Source organism: Roseibium sp. (genome assembly GCF_965216085.1).
Taxonomy (GTDB): domain Bacteria; phylum Pseudomonadota; class Alphaproteobacteria; order Rhizobiales; family Stappiaceae; genus Roseibium.
Genome location: NZ_OZ244138.1, coordinates 1,265,238 through 1,290,653 on the forward strand (window position 1 = coordinate 1,265,238; position 25,416 = coordinate 1,290,653).

The 25,416-nt window shown below is 53.0% G+C and carries 22 protein-coding genes and 1 tRNA gene; 12 read left to right on the forward strand and 11 right to left on the reverse strand.

The features are described from left to right. Positions 1 to 24: 24 nt before the first annotated feature. Both ACOOFE_RS05820 and ACOOFE_RS05825 read right to left on the reverse strand, forming a co-directional pair. The gene (locus ACOOFE_RS05820) at positions 25 to 1,194 is read right to left on the reverse strand and encodes a PLP-dependent transferase (RefSeq protein ID WP_420414090.1); all 1,170 of its coding nucleotides are present in this window, start codon (positions 1,192 to 1,194) and stop codon (positions 25 to 27) included. Further along, a complete protein-coding gene (locus ACOOFE_RS05825; protein ID WP_420414091.1) occupies positions 1,184 to 1,990 on the reverse strand; it encodes a FadR/GntR family transcriptional regulator in 807 nt (268 codons plus the stop codon). Before ACOOFE_RS05825 ends, ACOOFE_RS05820 begins: the two co-directional genes overlap by 11 nt. Before the next feature lie 637 nt (positions 1,991 to 2,627). On the opposite strand from ACOOFE_RS05825, the gene ACOOFE_RS05830 reads away from it, so the two are divergent. Then, positions 2,628 to 3,395 (forward strand): substrate-binding periplasmic protein, encoded by a 768-nt coding sequence (locus ACOOFE_RS05830; protein WP_420414092.1) that lies wholly within the window; start codon positions 2,628 to 2,630, stop codon positions 3,393 to 3,395. Positions 3,396 to 3,871: 476 nt separating this feature from the next. Here ACOOFE_RS05830 and ACOOFE_RS05835 read toward each other — a convergent pair whose 3' ends face one another. Next, the gene (locus ACOOFE_RS05835; RefSeq protein ID WP_420414093.1) at positions 3,872 to 4,849 is read right to left on the reverse strand and encodes a threonine ammonia-lyase; all 978 of its coding nucleotides are present in this window, start codon (positions 4,847 to 4,849) and stop codon (positions 3,872 to 3,874) included. A gap of 124 nt (positions 4,850 to 4,973) precedes the next feature. Here ACOOFE_RS05835 and ACOOFE_RS05840 point away from each other — a divergent pair, with 124 nt between their 5' ends. The 8 genes from ACOOFE_RS05840 to ACOOFE_RS05875 all read left to right on the forward strand — a co-directional run bounded on the left by ACOOFE_RS05840 (position 4,974) and on the right by ACOOFE_RS05875 (position 12,098). Then, positions 4,974 to 5,927 carry a hypothetical protein gene (locus tag ACOOFE_RS05840; RefSeq protein WP_420414094.1) on the forward strand — a complete coding sequence of 318 codons (954 nt, stop codon included), beginning with the start codon at positions 4,974 to 4,976 and terminating at the stop codon, positions 5,925 to 5,927. Positions 5,928 to 6,040: 113 nt separating this feature from the next. Next, positions 6,041 to 6,805, forward strand: a complete 765-nt coding sequence (locus ACOOFE_RS05845; RefSeq protein WP_420414095.1) for an amino acid ABC transporter ATP-binding protein — start codon at positions 6,041 to 6,043, stop codon at positions 6,803 to 6,805. Between the two features lie 16 nt (positions 6,806 to 6,821). Further along, positions 6,822 to 7,598, forward strand: a complete 777-nt coding sequence (locus tag ACOOFE_RS05850; RefSeq protein WP_420414096.1) for a transporter substrate-binding domain-containing protein — start codon at positions 6,822 to 6,824, stop codon at positions 7,596 to 7,598. A gap of 73 nt (positions 7,599 to 7,671) precedes the next feature. Then, on the forward strand, positions 7,672 to 8,367 hold the full coding sequence (locus tag ACOOFE_RS05855) for an ABC transporter permease subunit (protein ID WP_420414097.1): 696 nt from the start codon (positions 7,672 to 7,674) through the stop codon (positions 8,365 to 8,367). Positions 8,368 to 8,370: 3 nt separating this feature from the next. Further along, positions 8,371 to 9,039, forward strand: coding sequence for an ABC transporter permease (locus ACOOFE_RS05860; RefSeq protein ID WP_420414098.1), 669 nt, complete (start codon positions 8,371 to 8,373; stop codon positions 9,037 to 9,039). Positions 9,040 to 9,060: 21 nt separating this feature from the next. Continuing rightward, positions 9,061 to 10,188: an aminotransferase class I/II-fold pyridoxal phosphate-dependent enzyme gene (locus ACOOFE_RS05865; protein ID WP_420414099.1), complete on the forward strand. Its 1,128-nt coding sequence runs from the start codon at positions 9,061 to 9,063 to the stop codon at positions 10,186 to 10,188. 126 nt (positions 10,189 to 10,314) lie between these two features. Continuing rightward, complete coding sequence (locus tag ACOOFE_RS05870) at positions 10,315 to 11,337, forward strand: succinylglutamate desuccinylase/aspartoacylase family protein (protein WP_420414100.1); 1,023 nt, start codon at positions 10,315 to 10,317, stop codon at positions 11,335 to 11,337. A gap of 113 nt (positions 11,338 to 11,450) precedes the next feature. Continuing rightward, complete coding sequence (locus ACOOFE_RS05875) at positions 11,451 to 12,098, forward strand: helix-turn-helix transcriptional regulator (RefSeq protein ID WP_420414101.1); 648 nt, start codon at positions 11,451 to 11,453, stop codon at positions 12,096 to 12,098. Positions 12,099 to 12,293: 195 nt separating this feature from the next. On the opposite strand, the gene ACOOFE_RS05880 is transcribed toward ACOOFE_RS05875, so the two are convergent. The 6 genes from ACOOFE_RS05880 to ACOOFE_RS05905 all read right to left on the reverse strand — a co-directional run bounded on the left by ACOOFE_RS05880 (position 12,294) and on the right by ACOOFE_RS05905 (position 19,614). Beyond that, positions 12,294 to 14,042 carry an aminopeptidase P family protein gene (locus ACOOFE_RS05880; protein WP_420414102.1) on the reverse strand — a complete coding sequence of 583 codons (1,749 nt, stop codon included), beginning with the start codon at positions 14,040 to 14,042 and terminating at the stop codon, positions 12,294 to 12,296. A gap of 56 nt (positions 14,043 to 14,098) precedes the next feature. Further along, positions 14,099 to 15,085: an ABC transporter ATP-binding protein gene (locus tag ACOOFE_RS05885; RefSeq protein ID WP_420414103.1), complete on the reverse strand. Its 987-nt coding sequence runs from the start codon at positions 15,083 to 15,085 to the stop codon at positions 14,099 to 14,101. Further along, entirely contained in the window at positions 15,082 to 16,080 is a 999-nt protein-coding gene (locus ACOOFE_RS05890) for an ABC transporter ATP-binding protein (RefSeq protein ID WP_420414104.1), read from the reverse strand. Before ACOOFE_RS05890 ends, ACOOFE_RS05885 begins: the two co-directional genes overlap by 4 nt. Beyond that, positions 16,077 to 16,943 (reverse strand): ABC transporter permease, encoded by an 867-nt coding sequence (locus ACOOFE_RS05895; protein ID WP_420414105.1) that lies wholly within the window; start codon positions 16,941 to 16,943, stop codon positions 16,077 to 16,079. Before ACOOFE_RS05895 ends, ACOOFE_RS05890 begins: the two co-directional genes overlap by 4 nt. Continuing rightward, a complete protein-coding gene (locus ACOOFE_RS05900; RefSeq protein ID WP_420414106.1) occupies positions 16,940 to 17,929 on the reverse strand; it encodes an ABC transporter permease in 990 nt (329 codons plus the stop codon). Before ACOOFE_RS05900 ends, ACOOFE_RS05895 begins: the two co-directional genes overlap by 4 nt. Positions 17,930 to 18,015: 86 nt before the next feature. After that, complete coding sequence (locus ACOOFE_RS05905) at positions 18,016 to 19,614, reverse strand: ABC transporter substrate-binding protein (RefSeq protein WP_420414107.1); 1,599 nt, start codon at positions 19,612 to 19,614, stop codon at positions 18,016 to 18,018. 281 nt (positions 19,615 to 19,895) lie between these two features. Here ACOOFE_RS05905 and ACOOFE_RS05910 point away from each other — a divergent pair, with 281 nt between their 5' ends. Continuing rightward, positions 19,896 to 20,492, forward strand: a complete 597-nt coding sequence (locus tag ACOOFE_RS05910) for a helix-turn-helix domain-containing protein (protein WP_420414108.1) — start codon at positions 19,896 to 19,898, stop codon at positions 20,490 to 20,492. Between the two features lie 193 nt (positions 20,493 to 20,685). On the opposite strand, the gene ACOOFE_RS05915 is transcribed toward ACOOFE_RS05910, so the two are convergent. Both ACOOFE_RS05915 and mnmA read right to left on the reverse strand, forming a co-directional pair. Further along, a tRNA-Met gene (locus ACOOFE_RS05915) sits at positions 20,686 to 20,762 on the reverse strand. Positions 20,763 to 20,874: 112 nt separating this feature from the next. Beyond that, the gene (gene mnmA / locus ACOOFE_RS05920; protein WP_420414109.1) at positions 20,875 to 22,053 is read right to left on the reverse strand and encodes a tRNA 2-thiouridine(34) synthase MnmA; all 1,179 of its coding nucleotides are present in this window, start codon (positions 22,051 to 22,053) and stop codon (positions 20,875 to 20,877) included. Between the two features lie 342 nt (positions 22,054 to 22,395). Between mnmA and ACOOFE_RS05925 the strand changes: the two genes are divergently transcribed. Both ACOOFE_RS05925 and ACOOFE_RS05930 read left to right on the forward strand, forming a co-directional pair. After that, positions 22,396 to 24,471: a flagellar hook-length control protein FliK gene (locus tag ACOOFE_RS05925; protein ID WP_420414110.1), complete on the forward strand. Its 2,076-nt coding sequence runs from the start codon at positions 22,396 to 22,398 to the stop codon at positions 24,469 to 24,471. Positions 24,472 to 24,501: 30 nt separating this feature from the next. Next, positions 24,502 to 25,170, forward strand: a complete 669-nt coding sequence (locus tag ACOOFE_RS05930; RefSeq protein WP_141185550.1) for a flagellar hook assembly protein FlgD — start codon at positions 24,502 to 24,504, stop codon at positions 25,168 to 25,170. Positions 25,171 to 25,416: the final 246 nt, after the last annotated feature.

The following is a 25,416-nucleotide window of genomic DNA, read 5'->3' on the forward strand; positions in this document are numbered from 1 at the left end:
TTTCCTCCCATGCAACTTCCACCTTTAGGCGGTGGCTTTGGTCAGGGCCTTTTCGAAATCAGCCCATAAATCATCGGTCTCCTCCAAGCCGATGCTGATCCGGACTAGGTTTTCCGGAACTTTGAATGTCCTCATTGAGTTGTGCTCGCCAGCCTGAGCAATTCCGACTTTTGCAGGCAGGACAAGGCTTTCAAACCCACCCCAGCTGACCCCCAGCTTGAACAGCCGCAGAACGTTGCAAAAGGCGCGAATGTCGACCGCCGGATCAAGCTCGATCGAAAACAATCCGGACCGGCCGTGCAATCCCGCGGCGCTGTTGGGACCCGGTGCATTGATCCGGTGAACGGTGTCCAGACCCGCGAGCCGGTCGATGAACGTATTGGCCGAGGCTTGATGTGTCTTCATCCGGGGAACCAGTGTCCGCAATCCGCGGACCAGCAGCCAGGCTTCAAAAGGAGCCAGTTTGCCACCCAGGAGGGGCTGCGTCAGATCCCGGATGACATCCAGATGGGCTTTTGAGCCGGCAACCACCCCGGCAACCGTATCGGAATGGCCGGAGATGTATTTTGAAGCCGAGTGCAAGACCAGGTCGATTCCAAGCTCGCTTGGCCGCTGAAACACCGGCGTTGCCCAGGAATTGTCGATGATTGTGATCGCGCCGCGTTTGCCAGCCTCATCGGCTGTCCGGCGGAGATCCACCGTTTCGAACTTGATGCTGTTCGGGCTTTCCAGATAGACGACTGCCGCTCCGTCCAGAATGCTTGGATCATCCAGCATCCGGGCGGGAGAAACATATTCGGTTTCTATGCCGATCGGGCGCAGCATCCGTTCAAACAAACGATAACTGTCGGGATATACATTCTCGATGCAGACGATCTTCTGACCAGGTTTGGCAAAGGCCATAACCGTTGACGATATAGCAGCCATTCCGGACGCAAAACCAATGGCATCCTCCGTTTTCTCCGCACTGGCCATGAGGTTTTCAAAGGCACGAACCGTAGGGTTCTGGACGCGGCTGTAGATCGACTGGTCGCTGCGGCCAGCCATCCGGTCTTCAAAAGCATCGTAGCTGTCAAATGCAAAAAGGGATGATTGTACGATCGGTGGTGTTATTGACCCGTCCGCGCCTTCGTAGGGCGTGCTGAGCAGGGTTGCGAGGCTATCTTCGCCGTGATCCGGAGTGTCAGGCTTCATTAATATAGGCTTTCACTTCGTCTTCGACAAAACCGGAGATTTCCAGCATGACCCGGGCGGCCTCATCAGCATTTCCTGCAAGTATTGCCCGGGTGAGTTCGGCATGGACGGGTATGGAGGATTCTCCGAGATACACATCACCGAACGGTGCGTCATAGATGCTGTGAAACGCGTTTTGCAGTTGGGAAATCAGCTGTCCGAACAAAGGATTTCCGGACGCCTGATGAATGGCCGCGTGGTAGTGTGCATCGGCCTCGCGCCAATCTCCGCCTGAGGCGTGCACTGCCAGCAACCGCTCCGATAGCCGTCCGATTGCCTCCTTGTCGGAAGTTGAGGCGTTCAGAGCAGCCAGCCGTGAGGCTTCGATTTCGAGCGGTCTGCGCACCGCATGGGTCCGCAGCAGGCTTTCCGCTTCCAGCTTCAAGGTAAGTGGAACATGAATCGAGTTGGACGATACTTCCGCAGCAAGGATGGTTCCTGCACCCTTGTTGCGAACAACGATCCCCATGCTTTGCCAGGACTTCATGGCTTCGCGGATCGTCGAGCGTCCGACGCCAAGACGTTTTGCAAGTTCGTTTTCCGGTGGCAGCTGGTCGCCAACCTTCAAACCTGCTGCTTCGATCATGCCGATAAGGGCATCAATAACTTCCATATCCCGTGTTCGGGCCTTGATCGGGCGCAGGAAATTCGCGGCGTTTTGGCCGGCATCCGATTTGTCTGGTGCTCTATTTGCCATGTTCAGCTTGGTCTCTATCGCGTTGCGCAGAATGCCGTTGAATGTATCTTTGTCGGACATAATACATAATTTTGCATGATTGTCAGACATAATTTCGAAAGACGTCTGTCTTTGTTCAATGCAATCATCTTGCCCTGCAAACATTGGCGAAGCTCGTGGTCCTGAGGACGAATTGTAGATACGTTTCGTGAGGCAAAGCTCGAAAGACGGCGTAGCAAGACCTGCCGAGCCTATCGATGATAGGGTCAAAGGGCAGTCCGTGTCAGATTGCTGCCCTTTGCTTCACCCGAAGGGCCGGGGTTGCTGCGACCGATCCTCTGCGAAAACCCGCCTTGAGGATGCACCAGCATCATCTGACCCTAGATTTTCTTGATCTTGAAAGCAGTAAATTCCGGCGAAAGACATCTCCAATTCGTATACTCAGCCGAACCTGCCTTATCCATACCTTCATGGATAGCAATCCCATGCCGAACGGTTCTGTTGTCGGATTGAGAGTTGTTGGTGCATTTTGGTTCATTAAAAGAGAAATGATTTTTGTACTTTCAATTTATTGAGGCATTTGAAGTAATTTGAAATTTGTAGAGAGTTTATGTTCTATTGGTAATATTTGCAGTGATTGCTGGGTTTTTTGTCAATAATTATTAAATAGAATCAAAATACAGAATTGAGGGCTTTAACATCACTGGAGTTCTTTAATATGAAAAAACTAGCCGGGTTTGCAGTTGCTGTTTCCTTGTTTGTTGCGCCATTTACTGCCTCAGCGGAGGTGCTGACATTTGCAATGGAAGACGCGGATGTCTTTCCGTGGCAGTTTTCCGCAGGCGGTGGTGCTGACTCGTACCTCATAGAAACAGCAGCCAAAAATCTTGGTCATAGCGTTTCATTTGTCAGGGTGCCTTGGAAACGCTGTCTCGCGACTATGAAAAAGAATGAAGTCGATGGATGTTTTTCGGCAAGCTACAAAGCCAAACGTGGTGAATTTGGGATTTATCCAATGGCAGGTGATAGTCCAGATGCATCCAAACGTTTGCATTCGTCCAGTTACACGCTGTATGTCGGGACGGATTCCCAAATCGATTGGGACGGGACTGATTTTAAAAACCTTGATGGCAAAATCGGTAGCGTAGCAGGGTATTCCATCGTTGAGCAGTTGAAGGAATCTGGGGCCGAAGTCTATGAGGCCGGCAAGCTGGAGCAATTGTTCAAAATGCTGGAGGCGGGACGTTTATCAGGCGTTGCTTCTTTGACCGCACAAGCTGATCGTTTGATCAGCCAGTCTGACAAGTTTCAAAAATCTATTCGGAAGGTGGAAACGCCTTTAACCGAAAAGGGCTACTACTTGATGTTCTCACATGGCCGGTCCGAAGGAGATCCGAGCTTTGTCCAGGCGTTTTATGATGAAATCGCCAAGGTTCGCGAGTCACAGGAATATCAGGACTTCTATTCTGGCGTTTTAAAGCGATAGTATCCTTTGCTTGGCCGGTTTTGCCGGTCAGGCGACATCCTTTTGGTGCCGTTATCCGTCTGTATCTGTAGGGCCAGATGTGCTGATAGCATAAGGGAACGGTTTTGGCCCACCTTCACCGCTCAGTTATGAAGCATGAGACCGAAGAGTGATCATCCCCGAGACGCCATGGACCGCCCCGTGAAGGTTATCCGCAGAAATGCAGGGGAAGTTGCTTTCGAAGACAAGTTCCAGATTGTACTTGCAGGCATTCGAGGCGAATGCGTATAGCAGAGCTGCATCGCTTAGCAGGCATTCCTTGACCAGTACTACTGTTTGCCGACGGGGCATCAAAGCTGGCCACAAGCATCTGGTCGGCGACACAGCCCAGGATGCCAAATAGGAGCGGCAAAAACAAAGTGTATAGCTTTATCCTGCGCTGCAAGAGCTATCCCGAAACGTCAAATTGTTGTATTTCTTGCGGTTAGGCTGTGGAATCATAACGTCTCTTTTGCATTTTCATAGATCGCCAATGCCCGTTCAGTTGCGATGTTGTTGCCGGTAAGGATGGTTGCGGCCGCTCGGCTTTCTTGAATGATTGGTGTTGATAACATGGCAGCGACGCCCGCCGCTGCGCCCCCTTCAACAACACACTTTTCGTGACGTATCAGATAGGCCATGGCCCTTTCGATGTCGGCATCTGCGACTTGAACAAATTCATCAACCAGATCGCGGCACATATTGAAAGTGTATTGATTGTCCGCTGGTATGGGTCCCGGCAGGGCATCGGCTATCGAAGGTTTTTCTTCGACAGTTACGATATGTCCGGCCTTGATACTTTCGAGCATTGCCGCTCCATGCTCGGTCGAAACGCCGATAACTCGAATGCTGGGCTTCAGGGTTTTCAAGGCCAATGCTGCACCGCTCATCAATCCGCCGCCGCTGACCTGAATGAGCACAGTATCGAGGTTGGGTTGCGCTGCGAGAAGCTCAAGGCCAAGTGTTCCTTGTCCTGCGATTACGAGCGGGTCATCAAATGGAGAGACAAAAACCAACCCATGTTTGTCGGCAAGTCGGCGCGCATGTGCGTCGGCCGCATCCTGATTTTGGCCGTGGACGACGACCTCGGCTCCAAAGGCTTTCAAACCTTCGACTTTCTCAGCCGGGATGATTTCAGTAACACAGACCACGGCACGAATGTTCAGATGTCGCGCGATATAAGCAACGGCCCGCCCGTGGTTGCCGGATGAGACAGTAATGACACCCCGCTGACGCTGTTCGTCCGTCAAGCTGAGAAGCTTGTTTGCCGCCCCCCGAAGCTTGAAAGCGCCCGTGTCGTGCATTGTCTCGAACTTCAGCCAAACCGGCAAGTCTAGAAAATCAGAAAGCGTATGGGATTTGCGCAAGGGGGTAGGACGCACATAAGGCGCGATCCTGTTCTGTGCCGCGTAGATGTCGTCTATTCGGATTTTCATCACTCATACCTGCTGTCAAATTTCTCTTATTGACTTTATTGTCTAAATTAGAATTACTGTCTACTCTAAACTTAAAGGCGCTGCCGTCGCGCTTTTTGAAAGAACAATTGAAAGAGAAATATTAATGCGCATTGTGACCAAGCCCGAGATTCTGGCAAACTTCGACAAGCAAGCCGTCCTTGCTGATATCGAAAATGGTTTCAAAGCTTTCGCCGCTGGCACCGCTCAGGTTGCGCCCGTGGTTCATCTGGCTTTTAAAGAAGCTAATGGCGAGTGCCACGTCAAATGCGCGCATGTTGGCGAAGATGATGTTTTTACGGTTAAGTTGGCGACCGGTTTTTATGACAATCCGGCTCTTTCAATCTCTTCAAGCAATGGCTTCATGGCTGTGATTTCGGCCCGTCATGGAACGCCGTTGGCGATTTTGCAGGACGAAGGTGTTTTGACAGACCTTAGAACGGCGTTGGCTGGGGTGATTGCAGCCAGCATTGGGATGCAGAGGCATGCAAAAGTTCTTGGGATTGTTGGAACGGGTATTCAGGCCCGGCTTCAAGCTCGGCTTTGTTGCGAGATACTTGGATTTACCAAGGTTGTTGTTTGGGGGCGGAATGGCAGAAACGCAGGAGATCTTGCATGTGCTCTTGTGGAGGCGCTTCCTGATGTTTCCATCGAGAAGGCCGAAAATCCAGAAGCGCTGTGTGCCAATGTGGATGTGATCATCACAACGACAGCAGCAACTTCGCCCATCATCAAATCGGAGTGGGTAAAGGATGGAACCCATATTGTCGCGGTAGGTGCCGATTCACCGGGAAAACAGGAGCTGGATACCGATTTGTTTGCAAGAGCCGAGCATATCGTTGTGGACTCGCTAGTCCAGTGCATTGAACATGGTGAAACAACAAATGCACTGCGAGAGGGCGCAGTTGAAGAAGCCACCCTAAAGCCGCTGGGAGATGTGCTGCTGGCTGGTGGACTCGAGCTCTCGCCAAATTCAATCAGCATTGCAGATCTGACTGGCGTGGCAGTTCAAGATGCCGCGATTGCGAAGTCTGTCTGGTCAAAGATCTCCGACACCTGACTGCTTTCTTCTGATCCATAAACATGATCAAGCCGAAGCAACGGAACTCAAACAGAGATTAGACTTTTTCGTCTTTATTAAATGGGAAAGTTTAAAAATGCCGGATCTGAAAAATGCCTGAATCACTCCCGCGTTTAAGTGTGAAAAACCTTTGCAAGTCCTTCGGCTCTCTTCAAGTGCTCGACAACGTGTCGCTGACCGCATCCAAAGGAGAGGTCATCACCATGATTGGGTCTTCCGGATCAGGGAAGAGCACTTTCCTGCGGTGTCTGAACTTGCTGGAAGTTCCCTCTGCCGGTGAAATCCGTCTTGATGGTCAGGAAATCCACGTTGAGCAAAGGCACAGAAAGCTCAAGATCACCAAGGAAGTGAGGGCGCTGCGGGCTTCATTGCCGATGGTTTTTCAGGGGTTCAATCTCTGGCGGCACATGAGTGCACTTGAAAATGTGGCTGCCGCGCCCATCCACGTTCTGGGTCGTTCCAAGGTGGATGCTCACCAGCAGGCGCGTGAGTTGCTTGCGCGTGTCGGTCTTTCCGAGCGGCTGGATCATTATCCGCATCAACTCTCCGGTGGCCAGCAACAACGCGCCGCAATCGCCAGAGCTCTTGCCATGGAGCCCAAGGCACTTTTGTTCGATGAGCCGACTTCAGCACTCGATCCAGAGCTCGTTGGTGAAGTTTTGAAAGTGATCGAGGAGCTGGCAGCAGCCGGAAACACAATGGTTCTGGTTACCCATGAAATGGGATTTGCACGCAACGTTTCAGACCGTGTGATCTTTCTCGATAAAGGAAAAATCGCCGAAGAAGGCGATCCAAAGCAAGTGTTCGAAGCCCCTCGTAGTGAACGTGCGGCCCAATTCCTAGCAACCGTAATGTGACAAACTGGAGAGACGGATGAAACATCTCGTATTCGCGGCTGTGGTGTCAGCCTTCGCAATTGTTCCGGCATGCGCCAAGACGCTTCGAATTGCAACAAGTGCAGACTATCCGCCCTGGGAATCGGTCAATTCCGGGGGAGATATCATTGGCTTTGACCTCGATATTGGCAATGCGGTTTGTAAAAAGATCAAGGTCGAGTGTGAATGGACGAACCAAGCCTATGACGGTTTGTTGCCTGCTTTGGTTGCAGGCCAATACGACATGATCATATCAGCAATCTCGATTACAGAAGATCGTAAAAAGAATATCGATTTTTCGGCGCCTTACGCTCAGGCTCCGGCATCATTCGGCACTACAGGCGATAACTTCAGCGGTATTGAGGACAAAGCTGCGCTTGATGCAGCGCTGGCCGGAAAAAATGTCGGCGTGCAGGGTTCGTCCATATTTGAAGGTGTCGTTGCCGAGAACTTCAAGTCAGCAAACGCCAAAATCTACCAGCAAGCTGATCAGATCATCGCCGATCTTCAGACCGGTCGCATTGATGCGGCTGTGATGGAAGTCTCGGCCTGGGAAGAATATGGCAGTAACCACAAGGAAGCCAACTTGACCATGTTCGGCCCCTTGCTGACCTACGCTGACTATCCGCAACTCGGCGATGGTATCGGCTTCGGTATTGCAAAGGGCAATACGGATCTGAAGGAAAAGGTGGACGCAGCAGTTGCCGAACTTCTGAAGGATGGCACCATAGCAAAATCCTCTCAGAAATGGTTCGGCTACGACGTTTCTCCATAACAAAAACGACTTAAACCTTCAGAGCTGCAGGTGCCCTCTTCTTGCAGCTCTGTTTTTGGCGATGTGATACTGAATGTTTGAGCTGTTTTCCTTCGGGTCCTCAGGTTGGGGCGATGAACTTCTTTCCGGGCTGGCAACAACCCTAGCTTTGGCGGCCATCGCCTTTATTGCGGGGTCGACCCTGGGACTTGTCATGTTGTTGTTCCGGCGTCAGGGAACCCTCCCAAGATATATTGTGGTGGGCTACGTGACGATTTTTCGTGGCGTGCCTGAGCTCCTCATTCTCTATCTGTTTTTCTTTGGTACTGGTGCAATCATCCAATCCGTTGCAGCGAGCTTTGGATATACATCGCGGATTAATCTGAGCGGTTTTGCGCTTGGTGCTTTTGCGTTGGCAGTCGTTGCTGCCGCTTATGCAACGGAAGCTCTTAGGGGCGCGGCCAACAGTATACCGAAGGGACAATTGGAAGCTGCCGATGCCTATGGATTTTCCCCGACCAAGCGTTTCCTTTTGATTGAACTGCCGCAGCTGTTGCGCGTGGCACTTCCCGCATTGGGCAACATCTGGCTGATCATCCTCAAAGACACTGCGCTTGTTTCCCTGACAGCTGTAGCCGAACTCATGCGCCAGGCGACGGTAGCCGCAGGCTCCACACATCGTCCGTTTACATTTTATGCTGCCGCTGCGCTGATTTATCTGGTTGTTTCGTTTTGTTCAGAACGGGTACTCAACCGGGTTGAACGGCAATTCGCACTGAAAGGGGCTTGATTCATGAACTGGCCGCTTCTTATCTCATTTTATCCGCGTTTGCTGGAAGGTCTCACCACCACACTTGGCATTCTGGTTTGCAGCTTGTCATTGGGTCTTCTCTTGGGCGCGGTTATCTGCACCATTCGGATGCGCCGTATGCCTGTTCTGGCGCAGTTCTTCGATTTCTACGTCTTGTTCTTTCGCGGAACTCCATTGCTGGTGCAACTGTTTGCTATCTATTTTGGCCTGGGCCAATTTGAGGCCGTTCGCGAGAGCATTGCTTGGCCGCTTCTGCAGGAGGCCTGGTTCTGTGCCGTTCTTGCTCTTGGCCTCAATTCAGCTGCGTTCACGTCGGAGATAATTCGAGGAGGGATACTGGGGATCGAGCGCGGCCAATTGGAAGCAGCCGCTGCCTATGGTTTTTCGCAAGTCAAAACCGCTCGCGTCATCATGTTTCCGCAGGCATTGCGCATCGCAATGCCGGCCTACAGCAATGAAATCATTCTGATGCTGAAGGGTACAGCCCTGGCAAGCACCATCTCCATCATGGATATCACGGGCATTGCCCGAAAACTCTCGTCCGACAACTTCGCGCCGTTTGAAGCCTTCATTGCTGCTGGCACACTCTATCTGACTCTATCATTGGCACTAACTGCCGCATTTTCTATGGTCGAACGTCGGTTCGCCTGAACCCCTTGAAAGGATATGGGTATGTTCCACCCCTTCCACGTTGAACAGTTCCTTTCCGAATTGGAAAATGGCGTCAAATACAATTACTCCGAAAGCGGTGTGCATCCGATGACGCTCAAAGAGCTTGTCGAATTGACTGGCATGGATCCTGACGCCCTTTGGGCGACCATGCTGGATTATCCGCAGGTCAATGGGTTCACATTGATGCGCGAGCGGATCGCCGCACTTTATGAAGGCGCAACATCGGACAATGTCCTGGTGACCGCTGGAGCCACCGAAGCCAACACGCTGGTGGCCAACACCTTGCTTGAGCCCGGTGACAGCATGGTTGCCTTCCGACCGATCTATGAGCAGTTAACAGGAGACGTCAAAAACCGCGGAATCGACGTGAAATACGTCGATATGGACCCGCTCAACGATTGGAAAATCGATGCGCAAGCGGTATCGGATACCGTTGATGCAACGACAAAGGTTATTCACGTCATCAATCCGAATAATCCGACCGGGCGGGTTTTGAGCATAGAAGAACGGCGCGGGATCATCGCTGCTGCGGCCAAAGTTGGGGCCTGGATCGTGTCTGATGAGGTCTATGCCGGCACCGAGCGTGACACGGATGAAACAACGAAAAGCATGTGGGGTGATTACGACCGTGTTGTTGTTCTCAACTCTATGAGTAAGGCCTATGGTTTGCCCGGGCTCCGTCTTGGATGGCTTGTTGCGCCCAAGGCCGAAGTGAGAGCGTGCTGGAGGCGGCACGAATATGCTTCTGTTGCGGCGAGCATGCTGTCAATGAAACTAGCCGAAGCGGCGCTCGAAGAACGGGCGAGAAAAGCGCTTGTCGAGCGTGCCCGGCGGCTCATCCGGACCGGTTTTGAAACATTGACTGAAGCGCTTCAAGTGCACCCTGGTGTCTTTTCTGTGTCCCCACCGCATGCGTCTGCAATGTCGTTCATCCGTTTTAAACTGCCGGTTGATTCCGAAACACTGGCATTGAAACTGCATCGAGAGCAGGACGTTCTGGTTATTCCCGGTAGCCGTTTTGACGTCGAGAACCATTTCCGTTTCAGCTCCGCGCTGCCAGACGCCCATTTGCGGGAAGGTTTGCGCCGGATGAATCTTGTCGTTGGCGAAATGCTTGAAACTGTCTGATTTAGCTGACGGTAAATGCAAAACCGCGGTCGCCTGAATTTGCTGACGGCAACAGAGCGGCCTCAAATTCTCCGGCCGGGGCGCATCCACTGCACGCAACAAACCTCACTCTATTAGGACACTAAGATGCTGAGCACTTCGCTTGATCTTGATCAGAATGGTTTTCAGAAGGGATACATTGATGTCCCTGTCTCACTGAACCACAGTGCTTGGTCGAACCAGCGAGTTCCGATTTTTTGCCTGAAAAACGGTGATGGGCCGACGCTGTTGCTTTTAGGCGGCTGTCACGGCGATGAATATGAAGCTCCGATTGCATTGTCGAAGCTCCTCCACGGCGGCCTGGACCTTGAAAACCTAACGGGCCGGGTCATTGTTCTACCTGCTATGAATCCGGCTGCTGTGCAATGCGGAACCCGGCTGTCACCACTCGATGGTGGTAACATGAACCGGGCCTTTCCGGGGAACCCGCGTGGGTCGGCGACAGAAAGGATAGCTGACTTCATCAGCCGTGAGCTGATTTCACGCGCAGATGTGGTTCTAGATCTTCATTCAGGTGGCCGCTCCCTTATGTTCAAGCCCTGTACCATCGTGCCGATGCAGGCCACACCTGCTGCCACGCAAGAGATCATGGAATTAGCAAATGCATTTGCTGCCCCCATGATGGTTGTCTTACGGGAACCTCAAGTCGAAACAATGATCGATACGGAGGTGGAGAAACAAGGCAAACGCATTTTGGCAACCGAATTGGGTGGGTCGGGGATTGTTACCGCTGAGACCGTAACAATCACCCGAAAAGGTATCTTAGGTGTGATGCGGGTCATGGGACTGCTTGCGCCTGCCTCGCCGGTAGATGGGGAAAAACCGCCTGCCAGCACACCATCAGAGACGGTCTATGTCGATGGTCTCCATCACTATATTTACGCTGATGATCACGGGATATTCGAGCCGTCTGCCGGTGTTGGAATGCCTGTGTCAAAGGGAGAGCCGATCGGTTTTCTCCATTTTGCTGATCGCGTTGATATAGCGCCCAAACCCATCTTTGCTGGCACTGGTGGAGTGTTGTTTTGTTCAGCGGGTCAAGGGCTTGTGCGGCGCGGCGATGTTTTGGCTGTGATAGGCCATACAGCTCCACCACCGGAACTCGTTTGATACGTCATTTGATGGACCCCGAACTCTTTCAAGGCTGTTTGATAGAAAACTTTATCAATTGCCATGGGCAGTTTATTGCTGAGTGGAATTGTGTTGGGAGATGATCGAATTAAATGGACCAGTCTGAGAACGTCGTCACGAACATTGCGATCCCGCTCGCTGATGCTCTCTCCAAACTGTTGGGATCCAACGTTGAAATCGTTGTGCATTCCCTGGCCACCGAAACAGTCGCCTATATCTGCAATCCGTTTTCTAAACGGGAAATAGGTGATCCATCCTATTTGTCCGAGCTCGATTTCCGGGAAGGTGACAGTGTACTCGGGCCTTTTGAACGTGTGAACTGGGACGGCCGGGTAATCCGGTCGATCAGTGCTGTTTTGTGCGGAAGTGACTCCAAACCTGCGGCACTTGCGTGCTTCAACTATGATCTTTCTGACATTATGGCCGCTCAGAATGCCATAACCGCGCTAATTGGGGCGCCAGTCGCCCCCCAAGGCCCGGAAGTTCTGTTCAAGGATGATTGGCATGAAAAGATGAACCGCTTCATTGTCGATTGGTGCCGAGATAAAAATAAAAACGCAGACACACTCTCTCGCGATGACCGCAAAGATCTATTGGACGATATCCTCCGCACCGACGGTCTACGGGAGAAACATGCTGCGTCCTATATCGCCCGTGTTTTGGGGGTAAGCCGCGCCACGATCTACAATGATTTGAAAGCGGCGCGGAAGCACCGGATTGCCGTAACTTCAACAATTTAGGTGTGTGATACTCACCATTTGATTTGAAAGATGAAATCCGTCCGTAATCGCGGCAATCTTCGCTTACGGTTTTTAGCATGAAATTCACTGTACTTCGTTTGCTTGCACGGTAAGCACAATTCGAGCGGCAGATACAATCCTATATAGTAAGGCTTCATTTGCGATTTGGGTGTGCCAAGCAGCTGCATGCCTTAGTTAGTTGCTCAGAGGCTTGCAGACCACTTTCAGCCATGCTGCAGCCTCCTCTGTGCAGCGCGGGGAAATCTTACTCTCAACTTGGGTGTGATACTCGTTGAGCCAGTCTGTTTCTGTGTTGGTAAGCCGGTCCAGGAGCAAAGGGGCGGTTTGAATGGGGATCCAGGTGATGGTCTGAAATCCGTAAAACCCGTTATTGAGTTCAATGATTTCAAACAAATTCTCTAGACGGATTCCATAAAGCTCCGCTTTGTAATGCCCCGGTTCGATCGACATCACCACCCCTGGAAGCAAATCGAAGGGGCTATGAGGTTTGCCAATTCTTTGCGGATGTTCATGAACAGACAGCCGGTGGCCGATACCGTGTCCTGTGCCATGGTCATAGTCGAGCCCAAGATCCCATAGCGGGCGCCGGCAAATGGCGTCGATGTGGTGTCCTTGTGTTCCGTCGGGAAATCTCACCGTCGCCAGGGCAACAAAAGCTTTGAAGACGGCGGTATAGGCTTCCCGGTAGCCGTCCGGGTAACTGCCAAATGTGTATGACCGTGTGGCATCGGTTGTTCCTGTCTCATACTGGCCGCCGCTGTCCATCAGATAGCAACTCTCAGGAAGAACCGGGGCCGAGTTTTTGAGGTCGGCAGCGTAGTGGCACATGGCTGCATTTCCCCCGGCGCAGGAAATCGACCGGAAGCTATCAGACAGAAAACTGGCTCGCCTTTTTCTAAAGAAATGGATCTGGCTTTCTGCTTCATATTCCATAACCGGATTGCCAGCTGCAGCCCGCTTCGGAACTTCTGATGAAAGCCAAGCACCAAACTCCGCCCAGGCTGCACCGTCTTCCAAATGGCAGGCCCGCAGTCCCTCCAGCTCTGTCGTGTTCTTTTGAGATTTCCGGATAGTCAGTATACTGCGCTCAAGAACCGGTGTTCCTTTGTTCTGCTCAATCTGATTGCGCACTGCCGCCGGGGAAAAATCCGGGTCCGCAAGAACCCTTTTTCCCTCAATTACTTTAGTTTTCAGGACTAGCAAGAATTCCGATTTCGAGTGAAGTTCCAGCCACTGCGGTAGGGTATCGCGCAGTCCATTTTCAAATTTTTTCGTATCAACAAACCAATGTGCAGCACCGGTGTCTTCCAATAGCAAATACGACTGCGGCATCGGGTTATAAGCGACGTCATCGCCTCTCACATTGAGCATCCAGGCAATGTTGTCCGGTTGGGTTTCCACCAGAAGACCGACATCTCGAGCTTTCAGGTGCTCAAGCAATTCATTGCGTTTGGTGTCCGGGGATACGCCGGCATATTGCAGTGGAAAACTGCTAATTTGACCAAACGGTTCTTCAGGTTGATCGTCCCAAATCGTATCCACCAGATTGTCGTATTGAGCAATCAATTTTGCTTTTTTAGTGGAGACTGCCTGCGCGAAACGATCGACCCAGCTGGGTGGTAGCAACATGGCGTCATAGCCGATCGTCCAGCTGTCTTTGGCGACTTCCGCAAGCCAGGTTTCAGGTGGATTTTCAAAAATATGATCGCGTTCGATCACATTCACTGGACACTGGTTCTGTGCCTGAACCGTATATCGGCCATCTACAAACAAGCGTGTTTGGTCTTTGGTGACGATTGCCATACCGGCCGAGCCAGTAAAGCCGGTCAAAAACGCAAGCCGTTCATCGTGCGGGGCGATGTATTCACCCTGATGGGCATCAAAGCGGGGCACGATAAACACATCGATTTGGCGCAGCTGCATTGCGTCTCGCAGGGCGGTCAGACGGTTGGCAATAGAAGTCAATTTGTTAGGCAATCTTAAATCTCGTGAGCATGATGGCATGCGACTTCACCGCGCCCTTCCAAGGGCCGTAATATGGGGAGGTCAGTCGTGCATTTGGGGGTTTTATGGCGGCAGCGCACGTGAAATGGGCAGCCTGACGGAATGTCGAGAGGCGATGGCAATTCGCCCTCAAGGTGGATTTTTTTGCCCTTGTCATCCGGATCGAGTGAGGGAGCTGCACTTAACAGCGCCTGTGAATAAGGATGTGAGGGGGTTGCAAACAAGGTTTCGGCATCGCCGATTTCCACGATACGGCCAAGGTAAATAACAGCGACTCTGTTGGAGACATGGCGGACCAGCCTCAAATCATGAGCGACGAATAGAATGGTAAGGCCAAGCCGTTCCTGCAGTTCCAAAAGCAGATTGACGATCTGGGCTTGCACCGAAACATCGAGCGCAGACACAAGCTCATCCGCGATGAGAACTTCTGGTTCCACAGCCAGGGCGCGGGCTATTGCTATGCGCTGTCTTTGACCACCGGAGAACTCATGCGGATACTTGCCCAACGCGTCATGCGGCAATTGAACCAGATCCATCAGGTTTGCCAAGCGATCCGCCACTTCCATCTCTTCACACATGTTGTGCACCAAAAGCGCTTCTTTCAGGATCTGCGCTGTGGTCATACGTGGATTGAGAGAGGAATAGGGATCCTGAAACATCATTTGGACACGCCGGTTGTAGGCGCGGTCATGGCGCTCACTGGCGGCAAAGACGTTCTTGTCGTGAAAGCGGATTTGCCCGCTGTTCGGTTCGTGTAGGCGGACAATGCAGCGGGCTAATGTCGACTTCCCGCAACCAGACTCCCCGACAATGCCAAGTGTTTCGCCCCGTTTGAGTTTCAGGGAAACTCCATTGAGTGCATTCACATCTCGGGCGGGTTGCCCGGCGATAACGTCAAGCACACCTCTTTTGCCTTTGAAGGCAAGGTTCACATCACGAACTTCAAGAACGGTGTCGATCATGCCGCGGCTCCATCGTGGGCTTCGATTTTGTTGAAGCAGGCAAGTGCTCGGCCGTTTTTATGTTGCAGCTCCGGTCGGGCGTCGCCGCAGTTCTGGGTTTTGTTGGGACAGCGCGGCGCAAAGGCGCAGCCATTAGGCAAGGCAAGCAGGCTCGGCGGTGTTCCCGGGATCGAATAAAGCGGCGTACGTGGCGGAACATTTTGTGGCACCGAGCGCATTAAGCCGACCGTATAAGGATGCTGCGGTGACTTCAAAACCGCTCTGACAGCGCCTTCTTCCACGATGCGGCCCGCATACATAACCGCAACCTGTTCACAGGTTTGAGCAACCACGCCCAGATCATGGGTCACAAGAATGACACCCATGTTGAAGTCTTTGGCGAGCGACAAGATGAGATCAAGGATTTGCGCCTGGATGGTCACGTCCAAGGCTGTTGTCGGTTCATCGGCAAGCAAGAGCTTGGGCCGGGCGGCAAGGGCGATGGCAATCATCACCCGCTGACGCATGCCGCCCGAAAACTGATGCGGATATTCTGACAGCCGCGATGCGGCTGCCGGGATGCCGACAAGATCGAGCATCTCGATGGCGCGCTTTTTCCGCTCCGGCGACGACATTGTGGTATGCGCCTTCAACGTTTCATCGATCTGCATGCCAACCGTCAGCAACGGATTGAGCGAGGTCATCGGTTCCTGGAAGATCATCGCGATCTCACCACCGCGGATTTGCCGTATCTTGTTTTCCGGCATAGTTACAAGGTTTTGCCCTTGCCATAGGACTTTGCCTGTTGTTTCGCCGTAGCGACGGGACAGGCCTAGGATCGAGCGCATCGTCACGCTTTTGCCCGAGCCGCTTTCGCCGACGATCCCCAGAACTTCGCCTTTCTTTAGTGTGAAACTTACATCCCGCACGGCTGGAATCTGGGCACCTGTCGCGCTGAACGTCGTGTTCAAATTCATGACCTCAAGAAGAGGGGGTTCAATGCTTTTTAAGTTCATCCGCGAGGCCTCAACAGATCTGCCAAACCATCCCCAATGAGTGAAAAGCCGAGGCCGGTCAGAACGATGGCGATCCCCGGCATCAGGCTGAGCCACCAGGCTGTGGTGATGAAGTTGCGCCCTTCGGCGATGAGCACACCCCATTCGGCTTGCGGCGGTTGTGCGCCAAGACCGAGGTATCCGAGAGACGAGCCAAGCAGAATGGCAAGGGCCATGTCTGTCATCCAGTAAACGATGATCGGGGTAATCGCATTCGGTAACAGATGGCGGAAAATGATGCGGCGGTCCGAATACCCCATGACGATTCCGGCCGAGGCATAGTCGTTGCCCATTTGCGATATCACTTCGGCACGCATCAGCCGGGCGTAATAGACCCAGCCAACCAGGGTGATGGCGATATACATGTTGACGAGGCCCGGTCCCAGGACCGCGACAACAGCAATCACGAGAACGAGGAAAGGAAAGGTGATGACCGCATCAACAACCCGTCCAAAAATCATGTCGGCAATGCCCCGATAGTATCCGACCAGAGCGCCGACAACAACGCCGATCAGAAGAGCGAAAATCGTTGCCAGGAATGCCATTTGCATGTTGACCGAATAGGCCCAGATTACGCGTGAAAACGTATCGCGACCCAACAGATCAGTACCAAATGGGTGTTGCCAACTTGGTGCCTGGCGGACGGCAGTGTAGTTGATGAAATTGGGATCATAAGGCGCAAACACCGAGGGTGCAGATGCCAGCAATATCGATATCCCGATTATTATCAATCCACACATGAAACCAGGCTTTTGCAGCGCGGCGGCCAGTTTTCCGGGTCTCTTAATCTGCTGTGGGGCTTGGTTCGCTATTGCGTCACTCATGTCAGGCGCATCCTTGGATCTAACCAGCTTTGAAAGATGTCGGTCATGAGAAAGACAAGTGACACCAGGACAGCGAAGGTGAGCGTCAGCCCTTGGATCAGAGGATAGTCACGGGCAAAAATCGCCTCCAGCATAGACCGGCCAACACCGGGGATAGCGAACACCGTTTCAGTGACCAATGTGCCGCTCATCAATTGGCCAATGGACAATCCCAGCAGGGTTACGGTTGAAATGAGCGCGTTTTTCAGAACATGGCGCCCCAGAATGAGCCGGTTGGGCAGGCCTTTGGCGCGCGCAAACTGGACATATTCGGCATCAAGAACTTCAATGATGGCAGCGCGCAGGTTCCGCATCAGGATCGCGGACGTGTAAAGCGCGACCGTCACAGCGGGCAAAAACAGATGATAGAGCCGTTCGGAAAAGGTTTCGCCATATCCGCCGACCGGAAACAGCCTTAGTTGGGCTGCCAAAAAGGTCAACAGGATCAGTCCTATGTAAAAGACCGGCATCGACAGGCCGATCTGGAAGATCGCCCGGATCAGATTGTCTTGCCATTTGCCGCGATTGACTGCGGCCAGAAATGCGAGAGGTCCGGCGATCAGGATTGAAAGGGAAACCGCATAAATCGTCAGGAAAACCGTTGTTGGCAGTCTTGCGAATACAACATCAACCACCGGCGCCCGCATTAGGATCGAGCGGCCAAGATCACCTTGAAGGGTATTGGTTAGAAATAGCCAGAACTGGGTCCATAGTGGAGCGTTTAGGCCCAGTTTCTCCCGAATTGCGGCGATATCCGCATCGGATGCTTTGTCGCCGGCGATTGCAATTGCAGGATCTCCCGGCAAAAGCCGGACCAGCAAAAATATGATGACCATTACCAAGAGGAATGTCGGGATCATCAAAATCAAACGGTTCAGGGTGTATTGGACACCAGCCATATCGTTTGCCGTGAATTGTTTGGGGTAGCAGACAGAGCTCCAAGACATACTCGGGGCTCAGGACTAACGGAATAACGTCATCCAGCTCGAAAAAGCAGGCTCCTCCAGGAGTGGTCCAGGAGGAGCCTTAGAGGCTACCGGTCCAGCGAAACATTCTCGAAAATGTTGTTTCCGAGAGGTGTTTGAATGTAACCGTTCACCTTGCCGGACACTGCAACTGCAAATGGGGTTTCATACATAAACAGAAGCGGTGCAGCCTCAGCATAGATTTCCTGCATCTGCCGGTATTGATCTGCGCGTTTTTCAGGATCCATTTCCGAAGAGGAAGCTTCGTAAAGACCGTTGAACTCAGCGTTGTTCCAGCCGGTGCCAACCGCCTTGCGGGTTGGGTAATAGCCAAGCCATCCGGTGACCTGGCTCGGATCGTTGACATCATCGACCCAGCCGTAGGTGTGGATGTCGAACTCGCCTGACCGGTTCTTTGCGCCGCGGGTCGCGCCATCGACCTGTTCGGCAACCAGGGTGATGCCGATTGCCGACCACATTTGCTGAAGTGCGGCGAATACGGTGGCATCGTCGGAAGACCCGGCCAGCGTCGTCAGTGTGATTTCCGTTCCCGGCTTCAAACCGGCTTCAGCAGCCAGCGATTTTGCCTTGTCCAGATCATAGCCATAAAGCGGACTCAGATCCACCGCCAACCGGGTGGCGGAAGACATGACCGATGTGGACATCGGTTTGCCAGCACCTTGCAGAACCAGGCCAATCAGGGCTTCTTTGTTGGTGGCGTAATTGATCGCCTGGCGGACACGCTTGTCTGCCAGCGGGTTCGGGGAACCGTCTGCCCGCGTTTCGCGGGTGTTGATTGGGGAATAGATGATCCGTGTTGACGGATAAAGGTTCATGTTGATGGCCGGGTCGGCGTCGAGTTCTGCCACTCTCGAGAAGGGAATAAACTCGGCAATGTCCACTTCACCAGCAACAAGTTTCAAGACACGTGTGGCATCATCTGGGATGATTTCGAAACTAACACCATCCACATAGGGGAGGGGTTTGCCGTCTTCACCGTTTTTCCAGTAGTGCTCATTGGCCGCAAAGGACATAGACGTTCCTTGCTCAAATCCACTGAGAAAAAACGGACCTGATCCCAGACCTGGGCCGCCTTCAGCAAAAAGCGCGGCTGATTTTTCCTGGTCTGTGCTGCCAGGAGCGGCCTCAAATGCTTTTTTGGAAACAATCGCTGTGTTGAAGGTCGCCAGCATCGACAAAAGGGCTGGATCCGGGCTTTCAAGTGAAAGTGTTATTGTCCGTCCGTCTGCTGTTACATCGGAGATGGCTGAAAGCAGGCCGGCCCAAGGGCCAAGATCCGGATCTCGAGCGCGGCCAAGGGAAAACAGAACATCATCTGCTGTCAGGGCACTTCCGTCGGAAAACTTCAAGTTCTCGCGAAGGGTCAAAGTGACTGTTTTTCCGTCCGGAGAAACTTCGAAGGTTTCTGCCAAAGAACCGACGAGATTTCCGGTATCTGGATCGGTTGCCAGAAGGGTCGAAAACAAGCTGCCAACCATCCAGATATCCGGATTCCGATCAGCGTAAATCGGGTCAATGAGTTTGGAGCCGTCGTAACGGGCAAAGCTGAGGGTTCCACCTCGTTCGACAGCTTCGGCCGGTAGATAGGTGAGTGTGCTGATTGCTGTGCCGATTGCCAGCAATGCGGCAAGTGATGATGCCTTCATGGTGTGTCCTCCCAAGATGCCCATGCGATGTTTCAAACTTAGCCAAACAGCGAGGTGCCGCAAGGCAAAATTTTAGTAAGGCTACGAAAATGGGAGTTTTTTAAGTGTGGTTTAGAAAATTTAAAATCGACTTAAATAGTTGTAAATAAAAGAAAAAAATTAGAAGTTTCCGTTGAAATAGACGACTAAAAATATTTTTAGTTTGACTAAATATCGGCATGTGCTGAAAGCTGGTGTTGATTGTCACTGAGTTATATAAGGGTGCTGGAACGGAGGACTACATGGCCAATCACGGATCGCCTGCATCGCTAAACCCCGACCAGGATGCCCCAAATTATGGGCCGGTAATCCGGCAACGGCGTAAGGCTCTTGGTATGACGCTGGAGGATGTTGCCAAGGCGACAGATTTGACGATCGGATTCTTGTCTCAGGTGGAGCGGGGAATTAGTGCGCCGTCGCTATCCTCCTTTCAGCGGATTGCCGGAGCGTTGCAGACAAGCCTGGAACAATTGATCAAGGTGAACGAGCCTTACAGCGAATATGTTTCCAAAGACGCGCGTCAAACCTATGTGCTTGGTAAATCTAAGCGCCTTTACGAAAAACTGGGGCCGGGATTTTCAGGTGCACTGACGTACCCTTGCATCGTCCACCGCCCAGCAGGTCATGTTTCGGAGCACATGCAGCATGATGGGGAAGTGTTTTGCTATCTGTTGTCAGGCAAACTGGAGTACCATCTGGACGATAGGACCTTCATCATGACAGCTGGAGACAGCATTCATCACGATACGGCCAAGCCGCATTATTCAAAGGTGTTGGGCGATGAAGAATCCGTGGAGCTTTGGGTGAGCTCAACTCCGATCAGTCATGGCAAAAGCTAATATGCGGCAATCGTGTCAGATTGAAGTCTGAGAGCCCGCACGCGAAAAGAGTGCGCAGTGAGTGCTAGAGTACAATAGCAGATACGCGGCGGTCGAGACTTTTCGAAAAAGATGGAAGTAGCACCAGTTCAATGATGATGATCAATCTGCCAAATGCACTGCAAGCTTGGTGCTTGAGCCATTTTGAGAGAACTGGTAGCGGGAGAGGGACTCGAACCCCCGACACGCGGATTATGATTCCGCTGCTCTAACCACCTGAGCTACCCCGCCATCCGGTCAGCTACCTTCACAAAGGCGCTGCGGTGTGGGGAGCTTATAGTGAGGCGGCGCGCAGGCGTCAAGCGCAGAATCTGCGCCTGACGACATTCTTTCGGCTGGCAGTCTAAACGGCAGAAACCGGCGTCTCGGCTTGTGGAAAATCGACAGCCCAATTGCCCGTGCGTTCCGTTTTGTGAATCCATCCGCCACCCAGAACACGAGCGGTTTCATCATCGCTGTCAAAGAAGACACAGGCCTGGCCCGGGGCAACTCCAGTTTCGCCATTGGCAAGGTCGACAAAGGCCTTGCCATTCAAGATCCGCAAGGTCGCTGGTGCCGGCGGCCGCGTCGAACGGACCTTGGCAAAGACATCTATTTCATCACCTTCATCCAGTGGTTGGTCGCCGATCCAGTTCATCTCGCGCAGTAAAATTGTGTGCGTCGCCAGGGCTTCGCGCGGGCCGACTATCACCCGGCGCTCATCGGCGTCGAGACGCACCACATAAAGCGGGTCGCCTGTGGCCACGCCAATGCCGCGGCGCTGGCCGATGGTGAAATGGATGATGCCGTCGTGCTTGCCCAAAACACGTCCGTCCATGTGAACGATGTCGCCGGGTTCGGCTGCGTTCGGCCGGAGCTTTCTGATCACCTCAGCATAATCTCCGTTCGGCACGAAGCAGATGTCTTGGCTGTCCGGTTTGTTTGCGACAGAGAGGCCAAACTCCTCTGCAAGTTCCCGCACTTTCGATTTCGGCATGCCGCCAAGCGGAAAGCGGACAAAATCCAGCTGCTCCTGGGTGGTGGCAAACAGGAAATAACTTTGATCGCGATCAAGATCCGCCGGGCGGTGGAGGGCGCGCCTGTTGCCCTTGGTAACTGAACGCACATAGTGACCGGTTGCCAGCGCGTCGGCGCCAAGATCTTTGGCGGTTTTTAAAAGATCCGTGAATTTGACAGTCTGATTACAGGAAACGCACGGAATGGGCGTTTCGCCGTCGATGTAACTATCGGCAAACCGGTCCATAACCTGTTCTTTAAAGCGGCTCTCATAATCGAGTACGTAATGCGGAATGCCGATCTTTTCTGCAGCCCGCCGGGCGTCGTGAATGTCGACCCCGGCGCAGCAGGATTTTGCCTTGGCAACGGCCGCACCATGGTCGTAAAGCTGTAGGGTGATGCCGATGACGTCATACCCTTGTGCATGCATCATCGCGGCAACCACAGAACTGTCGACACCGCCAGACATGGCAACAACGACACGCGTGTCTTCAGGGCGGCCGGGAAGATCCAGACTGTTCAACATTTTCAAAGGCACTTTCAGAAGTGTTGGGCCCTGCCGTCCGGCATGCACATTTGTGCGCCGTTGATGGCTGCCGCCAAGCGGTTGTCAGGTCAGGCCAATTCTCATTGCGCGGCACTATACAGATAAGGGCTGTTTTTGCCAATTGCGAGTGCCGGGCACCCGGCATGCATTGCCGGAGCGGCAAAGCTTGCCGTGTTAAGGGCGGTGCTTGTACCGCGAGTACGTGGCAAAAGCTAAGTGATTCAATGTCTTGATGGTTTTGGGGAAACTGGCCCGCAGTTTGCTTTCAGTTGGCTGATGCTATCCGTCCGCTGATTGGGCGTGAACTATTGGGGGCTTTCCGTGCTGCCTATTGGAATGATGACCGAGCTAACTCAAGGACCTGTGCAAGTCAAAGCCGCTGGTGGGCTGGCGTCTGGCTCGACTGGTGGGTCTGGTAACGAGTTTCAGCAGTTTTCCGAGGAGCTTCAAAGCGCGTTGCAAGAGCCAGGTGCAGAGCTGCCGGTAGAGGTAGAGGGTGATGCTCTTCCAGTTGACCTGTCCGGTGAACTGGAAATGCCGACTTCATCGCCTGAAGATGGTGTTGGTGGTGGGATGCTGGAAGCTGCTCAAAGTACGGATATGTCGTCTCCGGATGCTGGGCTTGTTTTTGCTGAGGCGCAAGAAAGCGCGGTTCCAGGATATCTCGGGGTCGCCTGGCAGGCGGATGCTGGGATTGGAGATTTGGCTGACGATGGGCGCGTAGAAGTGGCAGGCCGGGAGGGAATAGGTTCGGCCGGTGCTGCGTCTAGGGTGGCTGAAGCGCCAAGCTTGCCTCAGGTCGGTATGCCAGCCGCCGCAGGCGAGGCAGGCAAATATGTTAAACCAGCTGTGAGTGCTGGGGTTCCTGGCAAGCAAGCCGGGTCAGTGCCGAATTTTGAAGTCTCAGCAGAGCAGCGTGTTAGCGCGGGTAACGGTCCGCTGACAGGCGCTGGTGAGGCAGATGTAAATGATGCAGGCGCGGTTACGCGTTCCATTATCGTGGAAAACGACCCTGAACTGGTTGGAAGTGACACGAAGGCCGTCGATCGCCCAAATGGCGTGCAGGCTGTAGAAACCAATAGCCGTCGCTGGCAGGAGGGTTTGCCTCAGGAGCTGAGAGCCGATACTCCGAATGTGCAGCGTTTTTCCGAATCTACCCTGTCCCAGCCAGTGCAAGAGCTTGCTGGCCTGGCCGTGCAAAGTGAGCGGGTAGGCGATGTTAAGCCTGGTGTGCCAATCGGGGCCGCTGAGGTTCCGGCAGCGGATGGAGCTCAGGCGCCCGAGCATGACTTAAAACCGCGTGTTTGGCGGTCAGAGCCGGTTTCCACTGCGCCTGGCGCAGAGGTTGCGAGTTTGGTGCGGCAGGCAAGTGGCGCACCTTTTAATGGTGCGGCTGGGGCAAGTGACGTGGCTAGGTATGACCAGGCTGATGCGGATATAAAGCTGGTTCGCCCGGTTCAAGCTGCCGATGCTAAGCCAGCTCAAGGCGTTGTGGCGCCGGCACCGCAAACAGCTGGTGCGTTGGCTGGTCAGGTTCTGCCTCAAACACTGTCTCGGTCGGATGCTTCTTTATCTGATGCCACTGCTCGTCAATCCGAGGACGTGCCATTCGATCTTGGCGGTGAAGAGATGCGGCCGGGGCCGCGCTTGGCTGACGAGGTGCGGATGGCCGGTTCGAGGAGTGTCGGCGTTGATGGTCAGGCGCAGGCCGGAAGTCCAATTACCGGACAGCCGAAAATCGTGACTCCTCAAAATTCGATTGCCGCGGCGGCCTCAGGTCAGTCGCAGGTGAGCGAGATTGTTGACGATCTTGTCGTTGATGGTGCTGGTACCAAAGCCGGACTAGAGGCCGAGTTAGCCGACGAGCCGGATTTTGTAGCTACGCTGCGCGGCGGTGATATGCAGGGTGCGGCCCGGACCGAGGCTCTTCAAACTCCAACTCAGGCGCAAAGCTCCCAGGTGGCCACTCAAGTGGCTGTCGAGATGGCCCGGAACCTGAAAAACGCCCAAACCCGCTTCCAGATGAGGTTTGATCCGCCGGAGTTGGGTCGTGTGGATGTGAATATGAAGGTGGCGGCAGACGGCAGCGTTCAGGCGCATCTGATCGTTGAGCGTCCGGAAACACTTGATATGTTCCTGCGGGATCAGCGCGGTTTGGAGCGGGCACTTGAAGCGGCGGGTCTGAATACCAATTCCAACGACCTTCAATTTTCCTTGAAGCAGGAAGCCGGGCAGCAATTCGCGTCTGGTGAAGACCATCAGCAAAATCAATCTGGTCAGTCTTCTAGCGGCAAAGATGGAGCTGCCGATGATGGGGCGGCTGGCGAAATCATAGACCGGGAACTTCTACAAATGACGCTCGCAGAGCAGCGTGGCGGTTTGGACATCCGGATTTAAGGGGCGTGCCAAGCGTCTTAGGAGAGAGTAATGACGATTATTACACCTGGAACAAGTGGTGTCACCCAATCTGCAAGTGATGCCGCGAGCCAAGCTAGCCAGTCCGGTTTATCGGCAAACTATGAGCTGTTCTTGAGTATGCTGACGACGCAGATTCAAAACCAGGATCCGCTGGATCCGCTGGATTCTGCTGAGTACACCAACCAGCTTGTGCAATACTCCAGCGTTGAGCAGTCTATCCAGACCAACCAAAACTTGGAAGAGATGATCAGTTTGCTGTCTAGCAATCAATCCTCTGCCTATGTCAACTATATTGGCACAGAAGTAACCGCAGCTGGCGGTACAGCGATGATGGTGGATGGCCAGGCGTCATGGGAATACGATGTCCTCGAAGACGCCTCTGGAACAGTCGAAATTCTCAATGAATTTGGCAATGTCGTCTATACCGGTGAGATTCAGATGCAGGCGGGTGGCGGAACATATACGTGGAACGGCGAACTGGACGACGGTGGAACAGCGGCAGGCGGCGCATATACCATCCAGCTGGATGTGTCCGATGCGGCTGGGAACGCTGAACCGGCATCGATTGAGGTGTCTGGTGTTGTCGATGAGGTCGATTTCGGTGGGGATATCCCTTTCCTAAGGATTGGCGAAATCTCAGTGCCGGTCAGTGCAGTGAAGTCCGTCCGCTCTATTTAATATTGGCTGTTCAGGCACCTCCCTGGCAGTTATTTGGCGGGAAGGTGGCGGTTTTTTCAAATTATTTGCCAATTCAGACAGGCTGTGCCGCGAATTTTACCGCAGGCAGGGTGTGGCAAATTTGCGTTTGTCCCGTTCTGTCTCGCATTGCGTTGCATTTTGCACGATCAAGACATCATGGTTAACAAATTGATATAATGTCCTGTAGTTTCTAAGTTTAATTTTTCATAGTTTGCTAAATATTAT

Coding starts and splice junctions, on each gene's coding strand:
- ACOOFE_RS05820 (WP_420414090.1), bottom strand. CDS start 1,194: ATGAAGCCTGACACTCCGGATCACGGCGAAGATAGCCTCGCAACCCTG.
- ACOOFE_RS05825 (WP_420414091.1), bottom strand. CDS start 1,990: ATGTCCGACAAAGATACATTCAACGGCATTCTGCGCAACGCGATAGAG.
- ACOOFE_RS05830 (WP_420414092.1), top strand. CDS start 2,628: ATGAAAAAACTAGCCGGGTTTGCAGTTGCTGTTTCCTTGTTTGTTGCG.
- ACOOFE_RS05835 (WP_420414093.1), bottom strand. CDS start 4,849: ATGAAAATCCGAATAGACGACATCTACGCGGCACAGAACAGGATCGCG.
- ACOOFE_RS05840 (WP_420414094.1), top strand. CDS start 4,974: ATGCGCATTGTGACCAAGCCCGAGATTCTGGCAAACTTCGACAAGCAA.
- ACOOFE_RS05845 (WP_420414095.1), top strand. CDS start 6,041: ATGCCTGAATCACTCCCGCGTTTAAGTGTGAAAAACCTTTGCAAGTCC.
- ACOOFE_RS05850 (WP_420414096.1), top strand. CDS start 6,822: ATGAAACATCTCGTATTCGCGGCTGTGGTGTCAGCCTTCGCAATTGTT.
- ACOOFE_RS05855 (WP_420414097.1), top strand. CDS start 7,672: ATGTTTGAGCTGTTTTCCTTCGGGTCCTCAGGTTGGGGCGATGAACTT.
- ACOOFE_RS05860 (WP_420414098.1), top strand. CDS start 8,371: ATGAACTGGCCGCTTCTTATCTCATTTTATCCGCGTTTGCTGGAAGGT.
- ACOOFE_RS05865 (WP_420414099.1), top strand. CDS start 9,061: ATGTTCCACCCCTTCCACGTTGAACAGTTCCTTTCCGAATTGGAAAAT.
- ACOOFE_RS05870 (WP_420414100.1), top strand. CDS start 10,315: ATGCTGAGCACTTCGCTTGATCTTGATCAGAATGGTTTTCAGAAGGGA.
- ACOOFE_RS05875 (WP_420414101.1), top strand. CDS start 11,451: ATGGACCAGTCTGAGAACGTCGTCACGAACATTGCGATCCCGCTCGCT.
- ACOOFE_RS05880 (WP_420414102.1), bottom strand. CDS start 14,042: ATGCAGCTGCGCCAAATCGATGTGTTTATCGTGCCCCGCTTTGATGCC.
- ACOOFE_RS05885 (WP_420414103.1), bottom strand. CDS start 15,085: ATGATCGACACCGTTCTTGAAGTTCGTGATGTGAACCTTGCCTTCAAA.
- ACOOFE_RS05890 (WP_420414104.1), bottom strand. CDS start 16,080: ATGAACTTAAAAAGCATTGAACCCCCTCTTCTTGAGGTCATGAATTTG.
- ACOOFE_RS05895 (WP_420414105.1), bottom strand. CDS start 16,943: ATGAGTGACGCAATAGCGAACCAAGCCCCACAGCAGATTAAGAGACCC.
- ACOOFE_RS05900 (WP_420414106.1), bottom strand. CDS start 17,929: ATGTCTTGGAGCTCTGTCTGCTACCCCAAACAATTCACGGCAAACGAT.
- ACOOFE_RS05905 (WP_420414107.1), bottom strand. CDS start 19,614: ATGAAGGCATCATCACTTGCCGCATTGCTGGCAATCGGCACAGCAATC.
- ACOOFE_RS05910 (WP_420414108.1), top strand. CDS start 19,896: ATGGCCAATCACGGATCGCCTGCATCGCTAAACCCCGACCAGGATGCC.
- mnmA (WP_420414109.1), bottom strand. CDS start 22,053: ATGTTGAACAGTCTGGATCTTCCCGGCCGCCCTGAAGACACGCGTGTC.
- ACOOFE_RS05930 (WP_141185550.1), top strand. CDS start 24,502: ATGACGATTATTACACCTGGAACAAGTGGTGTCACCCAATCTGCAAGT.